Raw genomic sequence first — 1,318 nt, forward strand, 5'->3', positions numbered from 1 at the left:
TTCTTCCATCCCTACAATATGGGAAGAAATTCAAGATCTAACAGGCCCTAAACTCGGTAAATTTGTTGCGCGAGGGACAATAGAATAACCATGATGTGCTATATCTAGGTACCATGTACAGTCCCATCTGCACGAAGCTGATACAATCCCTCCCCATGGAGATGCCAAGAAAATATTTATTGCCAATCCAGAACAGCAAAAAATTCCAATTGAAAATATAAATAATTTCTTCATATGCCTTCTTATAAAGACATTCAATTTATTGTCTCCTGTTTTCTGAATCAAATATTTAACTATCCTCTACCAATAAATGAATATCATTTAACGTTTCGTGATTGAGAGTTTACTTTCCATGTCTGTTCACGCAACCGTATTCCATTTAGACCACGCATACTAAACTGCGATGCTAAAAATTTATAAAAGAACCAATCCTTTAAAGCATATGGCGTAAATCGATAAATGAATTTCTCTTTTCCACTCCAAGTCACACGATCACGGTTAACCCGACGATTGGCAGTCACGCACCACATACCTACTGGATAACGCACCTCGCCAACCTTAAGAAGTCTTTGTACGATTTCGTGGTCTTCCAATACATAAGGCCATATATTTGGATCAAACCCACCAATCGCTCTGTAAGCATCCGTACGAAATGTTTCTGCATATCCGCCTGCATGACATTCTGATTTAAAAATACGCGATAAAATTTGAATTTTGCCTATACGGAAAAGACTTTTAAGTGAAAGAAGTGGTCCTTTGACATTTGTGGCCATAACCGCAACCACAGATAGTCCAACTTGTTCATATACTCGATGGGCTACGGCAAGATAAAATGGAGAGTAAAAAGTATCTGCATCCCATGTCGCAAAATATTTTGTTTTCACGAAAGCCGAGCCTGCGCGTAAAGCATTTATCTTTCCGGGCTCTAATTCGTCAATCAATACAACATTGAAAATATGAGAGTATTTCTTTTTAAAATTTTTTGCAATATTTATAGAATCATCAAAAGATCCATTATTTACTAAAATTACATGAGCAGGCTTAAGTTTTTGGCTTACAATGCATGACAAGCAAATACTCAAACAATCGCTTTCGTTAAAATAAGGTATTACCACTGACCAATCTGAATTTGTCATAAAAAATTTTACTTTCTGAATAATATACTAAGAATACATTTTTATTATAGACATTACCTGATTTTTTACTTCTCCATAACTTTTGCGAGCATCTACAATTTTAATTGGAGCACCGTTAAACAACAAAGATCTACGGCGTGTCGTCAGTTAAGCTCTGAGTGTGGCACGTGAGGGTTGTAGTT

At 36.3% G+C, this 1,318-nt stretch carries 1 protein-coding gene; it reads right to left on the reverse strand.

Annotated elements, in window-relative coordinates:
* Nucleotides 1–317: 317 nt before the first annotated feature.
* The gene (locus APA10_RS11885; RefSeq protein WP_003631411.1) at nucleotides 318–1,136 is read right to left on the reverse strand and encodes a glycosyltransferase; all 819 of its coding nucleotides are present in this window, start codon (nucleotides 1,134–1,136) and stop codon (nucleotides 318–320) included.
* Nucleotides 1,137–1,318 lie beyond the last annotated feature (182 nt).

The organism is Acetobacter pasteurianus subsp. pasteurianus LMG 1262 = NBRC 106471, assembly GCF_000285275.1.
Lineage (GTDB): Bacteria > Pseudomonadota > Alphaproteobacteria > Acetobacterales > Acetobacteraceae > Acetobacter > Acetobacter pasteurianus.